The organism is Gaiella sp. (genome assembly GCF_035710885.1).
Lineage (GTDB): Bacteria > Actinomycetota > Thermoleophilia > Gaiellales > Gaiellaceae > Gaiella.
In genome coordinates this window covers 20,897-29,703 of record NZ_DASTCS010000018.1, presented here as the reverse complement: position 1 = coordinate 29,703, position 8,807 = coordinate 20,897, and the positions used below count along the sequence as shown (strand labels likewise).

Annotated in this window: 8 protein-coding genes and 1 pseudogene; 7 read left to right on the top strand and 2 right to left on the bottom strand. The window is 70.8% G+C overall.

Annotation, left to right across the window (positions count from 1 at the left end; genetic code table 11):
- Window positions 1–401 (top strand): annotated as a pseudogene (locus tag VFO26_RS04145) (hypothetical protein); the annotation flags it as partial.
- Here VFO26_RS04145 and VFO26_RS04140 read toward each other — a convergent pair.
- Together VFO26_RS04140 and VFO26_RS04135 are read right to left on the bottom strand one after the other, a co-directional pair.
- Window positions 376–1,713 (bottom strand): MBL fold metallo-hydrolase, encoded by a 1,338-nt coding sequence (locus VFO26_RS04140; RefSeq protein WP_325113621.1) that lies wholly within the window; start codon window positions 1,711–1,713, stop codon window positions 376–378. The pseudogene VFO26_RS04145 and the gene VFO26_RS04140 overlap by 26 nt on opposite strands.
- Before the next feature lie 27 nt (window positions 1,714–1,740).
- Complete coding sequence (locus tag VFO26_RS04135) at window positions 1,741–2,187, bottom strand: hypothetical protein (RefSeq protein ID WP_325113620.1); 447 nt, start codon at window positions 2,185–2,187, stop codon at window positions 1,741–1,743.
- Between the two features lie 224 nt (window positions 2,188–2,411).
- On the opposite strand from VFO26_RS04135, the gene VFO26_RS04130 reads away from it, so the two are divergent.
- From VFO26_RS04130 to VFO26_RS04105, 6 genes are all read left to right on the top strand, one after another.
- The gene (locus VFO26_RS04130) at window positions 2,412–4,037 is read left to right on the top strand and encodes a peptide ABC transporter substrate-binding protein (RefSeq protein ID WP_325113619.1); all 1,626 of its coding nucleotides are present in this window, start codon (window positions 2,412–2,414) and stop codon (window positions 4,035–4,037) included.
- 63 nt (window positions 4,038–4,100) lie between these two features.
- Entirely contained in the window at window positions 4,101–5,033 is a 933-nt protein-coding gene (locus VFO26_RS04125; protein ID WP_325113618.1) for an ABC transporter permease, read from the top strand.
- On the top strand, window positions 5,033–6,001 hold the full coding sequence (locus tag VFO26_RS04120) for an ABC transporter permease (RefSeq protein ID WP_325113617.1): 969 nt from the start codon (window positions 5,033–5,035) through the stop codon (window positions 5,999–6,001). The genes VFO26_RS04125 and VFO26_RS04120 overlap by 1 nt, the downstream gene beginning before the upstream one ends.
- Window positions 6,002–6,003: 2 nt before the next feature.
- Window positions 6,004–7,017, top strand: a complete 1,014-nt coding sequence (locus VFO26_RS04115) for an ABC transporter ATP-binding protein (RefSeq protein ID WP_325113616.1) — start codon at window positions 6,004–6,006, stop codon at window positions 7,015–7,017.
- A complete protein-coding gene (locus VFO26_RS04110) occupies window positions 7,014–7,865 on the top strand; it encodes an ABC transporter ATP-binding protein (protein WP_325113615.1) in 852 nt (283 codons plus the stop codon). Before VFO26_RS04115 ends, VFO26_RS04110 begins: the two co-directional genes overlap by 4 nt.
- Entirely contained in the window at window positions 7,862–8,800 is a 939-nt protein-coding gene (locus VFO26_RS04105; protein ID WP_325113614.1) for a Kelch repeat-containing protein, read from the top strand. Before VFO26_RS04110 ends, VFO26_RS04105 begins: the two co-directional genes overlap by 4 nt.
- The last annotated feature ends 7 nt before the right edge of the window (window positions 8,801–8,807 follow it).

The window sequence follows — 8,807 nt, the reverse complement described above, 5'->3', positions numbered from 1 at the left end:
TGCTCGACGACCTCCTCGACCGCCGTCGGGCGAACCCACATGGCTTCATGCCCGGCTACTGGATCCTTCTCGCCTCCCTCGCACTCGAGCGTGTCGGTCGGAGCGGGGCGCTCGGATCGCTCGACGAGCCGCCCGGCTCGCGCCTGCTGGAGGCGGCGCTGGCGATCGACACGGGCAGGTTCGGCGACGCTGCGAAGGTGCTCCGCGAGATCGGTGCGCCGCAGCTGGAGGCAGAGGTGCGCGTCCTCGAGGCACGCGAGCTGCGCGCGGCGGGCGCCGCGACAGCCGCCGAGCGCCGACTCGCCCGAGCGCGCGAGCTCCTCCGGGGCCTCGACGCGATCGCGCGCCTCCGCGAGCTCGACTCCGAGACTGAGGCTACGAGCCGCAGCGGCGGAACGTGACCGCGGTCTCGCCGCGGGCGAGCCAGTCGGTCATCCCGCCGTCGACGACCGGACGCGCGTCGAAGCCCTTCGCCCGCAGGATGCTCGCGGCGATCGCCGCCCTCGGCCCGGAGGTGCAGATCGTGATCACCGGACGGTCATCCGGCAGGTCCGGGCAGCAGGAGCGCATCAGGCGATACGGAACGTTGCGGCTGCCCGGGATGTAGCCCTCGTCGCGCTCGTCCTTCTCGCGCACGTCGATCACCGTGGCGCCGTTCTCGACCAGCCTCTCGAGCTCCTCGATCGACACGGAGTCGCTCGTCTCGGAACCGGCCCCGAGGACGTAGCCGGCGACGTCGGCGAAGGCGACCGACCGTAGGCCGGCGGTGGCCCGCTCGACCTCTGCGACCGTCGACGCGAGCAGGGTGACGGGTGCGTCGGTGTCGAGCACGAACCCGGCCTTCGTGGAGAAGCTCGTCCCGGAGACGGGGACGTTGATCGCCCCCCGGAGGTGCCCCGCGAGGTGGTCGGCCACCGGTCTGACGTCGAGGAGCTGTGAGCCCTCCGCCGGCACGGGAAGCTCCTCGGGCGCGGGCTGGGCCGGCAGGAACGGCCCCCGGTTGAGCTCGACGATCCTGGCGAGGTTTGGCGGCTTCGGGGCCGACACGGCCGCCGACTCCGCGACGAATGCGTCGAGCTCCGGGATCGAGGCCATCGGGTTGAAACGGCGCTCGAACCCGATCGTGGTCGAGCCTCGCGAGCTCATGGCCTTGCCGCAGAGCGACCCAGCGACATGGCCGGGGAACACCTCGACGCCGTCCGGGAGCTCGAGCAGCCGACGCAGTGAGTGGAAGAGCCCTTCGGCGCCTTCCACCGCGCCCACGGCGAGGTCGGGGCGCGCGGCGTCGCCGACGAACAGCGAGTCGCCCGTCAGCACGAGCCACGGCTCGTCGGCGCGCGTCCGGTCGATCACGGCGATGCAGCAGTGCTCCGGGCGGTGGCCCGGGGTATGGACGCTGCGCAGCGTGACGGTCCCGACCGTGATCTCGGCGCCGTCCTCGAGCGGGTCGCTCGGATACTCGACTCCGGCCGCGGGGTGGATGCTCACGCGGAGCCCGTGCTCGAGCGCAAGACGGCCGTGGCCGGAGACGTGATCCGCGTGCGTGTGGGTCTCGAGCGTCCGGACGAGCCGCACTCCGAGGCGCTCGGCCTCCGCCAGGATCGTCTCGATCTCGAGCGGCGGGTCGACGACGACCGCCTCCCGTGCCTCCTCGCAGCCGACGAGGTAGGCGGCACAGCCGAGATCGTCGTTCAGGACCTGGGCGAAGAGCACGGCGCTCGACGGTACCAACGACCGCCGCTATGGATCCTGAAGTGGGCGCCGCCTGATCAGTCGCAGGACGAGGAAGCTGCCCGCGATCACCACGAGGCCCACGGCGCCGGCGGCGAGCGCGCGGTCGAGCCGCTGGGACGGCGCCTCGCTCCCGGACGCGGGGAGCACGGTCAGGTTCGCGCCCCACCGGACGCTCTCGCCGTCGTCGTAGCCCTGGATCGCCCGGAACGTCACGTTCCCGGCGCGCGTGCGGGCCGTCACGGAGAGAGGGAACGCCACGACGCGGGTTCCCTCGATGCGCCCGCCCGACCAGCGGGCGCGGCCGCCGGCGAGGTCGAGCCGCCAGCCCCGCGGCACAGCGCCGTCGGAGAGCTCGACCCCGTCCGGGGCCTCGATCACGAGCGAGGTGGTCGCGTGCGGCGCTCGCTCGTTCGGGGTCGCGAAAGCAACGGTCGCCTTCGTGTCGGCCTCCACGAAGGAAGGCTCCAAGGTGACGTGCGCCTCGGCGCGCTGCACCAGCGCGAACGCCGCGCAGAGCACTCCGACCGCGCTCCAGAGCGCGGGTCGGCGAACATCAACGTTCCGTAAGGCCGCGCGGAGACTCGTTTTCGAAGCCGCCATTCTGGGAAGAGCAACACGGGACGCCCGTCCGACCGAACCAGGACGGCTCGATGAAAGGGGCTCCGATGAGCATAACCATGCGTACGTTCTTGGCTGCCGCGGCCGTCGCTTCTTTCGCCGTGCTCGCCGCAGGGTGTGGCGGGGACGACGGAGGTGGCAGCGGGGGCGGCGTGATCGACCAGGTGATCGCTGTCAACTGGGGTACCGAGCCCCCGTCGCTGGACCCCGGGCTCGCCACCGACACGACGTCGGCGGACGTGATCACGAACATCATGGACCCGCTCGTCAAGCTGAACCAGGATCTCGAGCCCGTCCCGAACCTGGCGGAGTCCTGGGACGTCTCGGCGGACGGCACGACCGTGACGTACCACCTTCGCGACGACGGGAAGTGGACGAACGGCGACCCGGTGACCGCGGAGGACTTCGAGTGGTCGTGGAAGCGGACGATCTCGCCGGACCTCGCAGCGGACTACGCGTACCAGTTCTTCGGGATCGTTGGGGCCGCCGACTACAACGGGTGCAAGAAGGACTGCGCCGCGATGCGCGACAAGGTCGGCGTGAAAGCGGTCGACGACCGGACGCTGGAGGTGAAGCTCACCTCCGCCCAGCCGTGGTTCGTCCAGCAGTCCGCGCACCACTCGTTCATCGCCGTGCACCGGCCGACCGTCGAGCAGTTCGGCAACAAATGGACCGAGCCGCAGAACATCGTCACGAACGGGGCCTTCCGCCTCGACCGGTGGCAGCACAACTCTCGACTCGACCTCGTCAAGTGGGACGAGTGGCGGAACGCCGCCGACGTCGAGCTCGAGCGGATCAACGGGCGCATGATCTCCGAGGGCACGACCGCCGTGCAGGCGTTCGAAGCCGGCGAGCTCGACATGACCGCCGGGCTGCCGCCCGAGGAGCTCCCGCGCCTCAAGGACACCCCCGAGTACGCCCAGTATCCGGGGCTCGGCACCTACTACTACGGGCTCAACATCAAGACGGTGCCCGACCTCAAGCAGCGGCAGGCGATGTCGCTGGCGATCGACCGGCGCACGATCATCGACAACATCGCGCAGGCCGACCAGCTCCCGTCGACGGGCTTCACGCCTCAGGGGATGCCGGGCTTCGACACCTTCAACCCCGCATCGCCGTGGCTGCCCGAGTCGGGCGACCTCGAGCAGGCGAAGGAGCTGATGGCGGACGTCGCCAACCCGGCGAAGAACGTCACGCTCTACCTCAACGACTCGCCGGGCCATCGTGAGATCGCGGTCGCGGTCCAGTCGATGTGGAAGGAGCTCGGCATCACGACGACGATCAAGGTCCAGGAGTGGGCGCAGTTCCTCGAGTTCCTCGGCCCACCGCCCGACCCCTCCGTCGGCGCCTACCGCTCGGGCTGGATCGCCGACTTCGTGGACGCGATGAACTTCCTCGAGCTCTGGACCTGCGACTCGGGGAACAACAACTCGAACTACTGCGACCCCGAGTACGACCGGCTCGTCGCCGAGGCGCGTCGCACACCGGACGACGCCGACCGCTTCGAGATCTACTCCCAGCTCGAGGAGAAGCTCGTCGGCGAGGGCGGTGCCCTGCCCGTCGTGCCGATCTACTGGTACACGTACGTGCAGCTCGAGCGCGAGTCGATCAAGGAATCGCTCGAGGTCAACGCGCTCAACCAGACCGACTACACCAAGGTGGTCGAGGTGGAGCCGGAGGCGTAGCCACGAGGATCCGGGACGGCGGCCCGCCCGCCGCCGTCCCGCTCCTTTCCCCCGGGAGACGACATGACGAGGCTCGTGATCCGCCGGGTGCTCTGGACGATCCCCGTGATCCTCCTCGTCATCTTCATGACCTTCGTTCTGATGCGTCAGATCGAGGGAAACCCGTTCCGGACCTCGGAACGGGCGATCCCGGAGTCGATCCAGCAGAACCTCGAGGAGAAGTACGGCCTCAACGACCCGTGGTGGAGGCAGTACCTCAACTACGTGCGGAACGTCGCCACGTTCGACCTCGGCCCCTCGCTCGTGCTGCGCAACCGCGACGTCAACGACATCGTGGCCGAGCACTTCCCTCCCTCGCTCGAGCTCGGAGCGCTCGCGATGCTCTTCGCGCTGGTGTTCGGGATCCCCCTCGGCCTGCTCGCCGCGCTCCGGGCGAACAAGTGGCCCGACTACTCGGCGATGGTGGTCGCGAACGTCGGCTTCGCCGTGCCCAGCTTCCTCGTCGCGACGCTGCTCATCTACTTCTTCGCGGTCCGCTGGGGGGACGTGTTCGACTTCCCCACGAGCGGCTGGACGACATGGCAGAGCAAGGTGCTGCCGGTGATCGCGCTCGGCCTCGGGCCGATGGCGTACTTCGCCCGGCTGACCCGCGGCAGCGTGCTCGAGACCCTGCAGCAGGACTACATCCGCACGGCGAAGGCGAAGGGGCTCCGACGCCGCCGCGTCGTCGTCGTCCACGTGCTCCGCAACTCGCTGATCCCCGTCGTGACGGCGGCCGGGCCGATCCTCGGCTTCCTGATCACCGGGTCGTTCGTGATCGAGCAGATCTTCGCGATCCCTGGCATCGGCCGGTACTACGTGACCGCCGTCACGGCGCGTGACTACTCGGTCGTGATGGGGCTCACGGTCCTGCTCGCGATCATCGTGATCATCGCGAACATGGTCGTCGACATCCTGTACGGGATCCTCGACCCGCGCACCCGGGAAGCACGCTGATGTCGACGGCCCGCGAGTCCGAGCGACGCACGATCATCCCGTCGCTGCGGCAGCGCAAGGAGCGTCGGTACCCGGAGGTACCGACCGGCGCCCCGGGCGATGCCGGCGCGCCCGTCCGCACGTCGAGCCTCTGGCGCGACGCCTGGTACCGCTACATCCGCAACCGCGCAGCGGTGATCGCAGGTGTCGCCTTCCTGCTTCTCCTGGCGTACTGCCTGTTCTGGCCGCCGATCTCGCCCTACGACCCCTACGAGGTCGACTTCGCCCAGCGGAGCGAGGGCCCCAGCCTCGCGCATCCGTTCGGCACCGACCAGTTCGGGCGGGACCTGTTCACGCGGACGGCGCTGGGCGGCCGGGTCTCGATCGGGATCGGGTTCGCCGCGACCCTGGTGATCCTGGCGATCGGGGTCGGGTACGGCGCGATCGCGGGGTTTCTCGGCGGGATGGTCGACAACACCCTGATGCGCATCCTCGACGCGCTCTACGGCCTCCCGTACCTCCCGTTCGCCATCATCGTCCTCGCGATCTTCGACAGCGTGACCTTCTGGACGATGGTGATCGCGCTCTCGATCGCGTCGTGGTTCACGACGGCGCGGATCGTCCGCGGGCAGATCATCACGCTCAAGGAGAACGACTACGTGCGCGCGGCGCGTGCCGTCGGCGCCGGGCAGCTCCGTATCCTCGCGCGGCACCTCCTGCCGAACACCCTCGGCGTGCTGGTGATCGCCGTCTTCCTCGAGCTCCCGGGCGTGATCCTCGGCGAGGCCTTCCTCTCGTTCATCGGGCTCGGGATCAGCCCACCCGACGCCTCGTGGGGCTCGATGGCACAGGACGGCTACCGGGCCTACCGCGTGTCGCCCCACATCATCATCGTCCCGTCCGTTGCGATCGCGTACCTCATCCTCTGCGCGAACTTCATCGCGGACGGTCTCCGCGACGCGCTCGATCCGCGGACGAGGGAGACGTAGGCATGCCGCTTCTCGAGGTACGCGACCTGCGCACGCACTTCTTCACCCGCGAGGGCGTCGTCCAGGCGGTCGACGGCGTCAGCCTCGCGGTCGACCGCGGCCAGACGCTCGGGCTCGTCGGCGAGTCGGGCTGCGGGAAGTCCGTGACCGCGCTGTCGATCATGGGGCTGATCCCGAGGCCGCCGGCGCGCATCGTCGGCGGCGAGGTCGTGTTCGACGGGCGGGACCTGACCAAGCTCCCGGAGCGGGAGCTCGAGGACATCCGCGGGCAGCGGATCGCGATGATCTTCCAGGACCCGATGACCTCGCTCAACCCGACCCTGACCATCGGGACGCAGCTCATGGAGACGATCAGGCGCCACGTCGACGTGCCCAGGTCCGAGGCTCGCCGGCGGGCGGTCGAGCTGCTCGAGGAGGTCAGGATCCCCAAGGCGGAGACGCGGCTCAAGGACTACCCGCATCGACTCTCGGGCGGCATGCGCCAGCGCGTGATGATCGCGATCGCGATCTCGTGCGAGCCCGACCTGCTGATCGCGGACGAGCCGACCACCGCACTCGACGTGACCGTGCAGGCGCAGGTGCTCGATCTCCTCGACGAGCTCCGGCGCGACCACGACATGGCGATGATCGCGATCACCCACGACATGGGCGTGATCGCCGAGATCGCCGACGACGTCGTGGTCATGTATGCGGGTCAGGTGGTCGAGCAGGCGCCCTCGCGCGAGCTCTTCGCGCGACCTGAGCACCCGTACACCGAGGCCCTCCTCGGCGCCCTGCCGCAGCTCGAGGACGCGGCCTCGCGCACCGGGCGCCTGACCGCCATCGCCGGGCGGCCGCCCGACCTCGTCGACCCGCCGGACGGCTGTCGCTTCGCAGCCCGGTGCCCGTACGCGGACGAGCGGGACGGCTGCGCCGAGCACATGCCCGAGCTGCGTCAGCTCAGGCCACGTCACTTCGTCCGCTCCGAGCACCCGGCGTCGGAGCGCGCCTCTGCGCGGGAGGGGGCGCCCGCATGAGCGCGCTCCTCGAGGTCAAGGATCTCGTCAAGCGGTTCCCCGTGAGGCGGGGGCTCGTGATCGAGCGCACGGTCGACTACGTGGAGGCGGTCGCCGGCGTCAGCTTCGACATCGAGGCGGGGAAGACCCTCGGGCTCGTCGGCGAGTCCGGCTCGGGCAAGTCGACGACGGGCTTCTGCATCCTCCAGCTGATGCGGCCGACGAGCGGGTCGGTGCGCTTCGAGGGCCGCGAGCTGACTGAGCTCGACGGCGAGGACCTGCGGCGCGTCCGTCGCGACGCGCAGATCGTCTTCCAGGACCCGTACTCCTCGCTCGATCCCCGGATGACCGTGGGCAACATCGTCAGCGAGCCGCTCCAGGTGCACAAGGTCGGCACGCGCCGGGACCGGCGCGCACGGGTGCGCGAGCTGCTCGACGTCGTCGGCTTCGACCCCGCCTACGTGAACCGCTACCCGCACGAGTTCTCGGGCGGCCAGCGTCAGCGGATCGGAATCGCGCGCGCGCTCGCCCTCTCGCCGAGGCTGATCGTCTGCGACGAGCCGGTCTCCGCGCTGGACGTCTCGATCCAGGCGCAGATCATCAACCTGCTGAAGGACCTGCAGGCCGAGTTCGGCCTCGCCTACCTGTTCATCGCCCATGACCTCGCCGTCGTCCGCTCGGTCAGCGACCACATCGCGGTGATGCACCAGGGTCGCATCGTCGAGACCGGCCCGGCGAACGAGGTCTACACGAGGCCGCGGGACGAGTACACGAAAGCCCTGCTCGCCGCGGTCCCCGTCCCCGATCCCGACCGCATGCGGGAGCGGAAGGAGGAGCGACGCCGGCTCCGCGGCATCGTCGCCGCGTGAGAGCCCTCGCGGTCGCGCTGGCCGCGCTCTGTGCCGGAGCGGTGACGGCGGCGCTCGCGGCCGGCGGTCCGGCCGCCCCCGACGCGGGCTGGGAGCGGGTGGCGTCGCTCTCCCAGCGGCGGAGCTACATCGCCGCGGCGGAGCTCGGCGGCCGGATCTACGCGGCCGGCGGGATGGTCGGGGAGACCGGGAGGCCGCTGGCGACGGTCTCCCGCTACGACCCGGGCCGGGACGCCTGGAGGACGCTGACGCCGCTCCCCGAGGCCACGCGGGCCGCGGCGGCCGCCGCGCTCGGCGGTCGCATCGTCGTCGCGGGCGGGACGACGCCGGCGGGGAACGTCGCGACCGTGCTCACCCTGGACCCGCGGGCGCGTGCCTGGCGCCGGTTGGCGCCGTTGCCCGCCGCACGCTTCAACCACCGCCTCGTCGCCCTGGGCGGGCGCCTGTACGCGCTGGGCGGGTTCGTCCGAGGACGAGAGCGACGCGACGTCTACGTGTACGACCCGGCGACCGACCGCTGGCGGTCGGGCACGCCGCTGCCCCGCCCGGTGCACGCCTTCGGGGCGGTCGCGTTCCGCGGCGAGCTGTGGGTCGTGGGCGGGAGGCGTGGAGAGCGCGTGCTGCGGGAGGTGTGGATCCTCGATCCGCGCACCGGCCGCTGGCGCGCGGGCCCCGCCATGCCGAAGCCGATGGAGCTCCTCGGGCTGGCGGCGACCGGAGACACCCTTCACGCGGTCTGGGAGTCGACCTATCAAGTCTACGACCGCACGAGCGGGCGCTGGCGGGCCGGCCCGGTGCCGCTCGTCACGCGCCACGCCCTCCAGGCCTTCGCGATCGCCGGGAGCCTCTACACCGTCGGCGGCTGCACGACTGCGCTCCGCGACAGCCAGGTCGTCGAGCGGCTCTCCCTCGGGTCCGTCCCCGAAGGGGATTGACCCGGCC

What these genes read in the sequence shown, in the direction of transcription:
- VFO26_RS04130 (WP_325113619.1), top strand. Translation starts at nt 2,412, where the DNA reads ATGCGTACGTTCTTGGCTGCCGCGGCCGTCGCTTCTTTCGCCGTGCTC.
- VFO26_RS04125 (WP_325113618.1), top strand. Translation starts at nt 4,101, where the DNA reads ATGACGAGGCTCGTGATCCGCCGGGTGCTCTGGACGATCCCCGTGATC.
- VFO26_RS04120 (WP_325113617.1), top strand. Translation starts at nt 5,033, where the DNA reads ATGTCGACGGCCCGCGAGTCCGAGCGACGCACGATCATCCCGTCGCTG.
- VFO26_RS04115 (WP_325113616.1), top strand. Translation starts at nt 6,004, where the DNA reads ATGCCGCTTCTCGAGGTACGCGACCTGCGCACGCACTTCTTCACCCGC.
- VFO26_RS04110 (WP_325113615.1), top strand. Translation starts at nt 7,014, where the DNA reads ATGAGCGCGCTCCTCGAGGTCAAGGATCTCGTCAAGCGGTTCCCCGTG.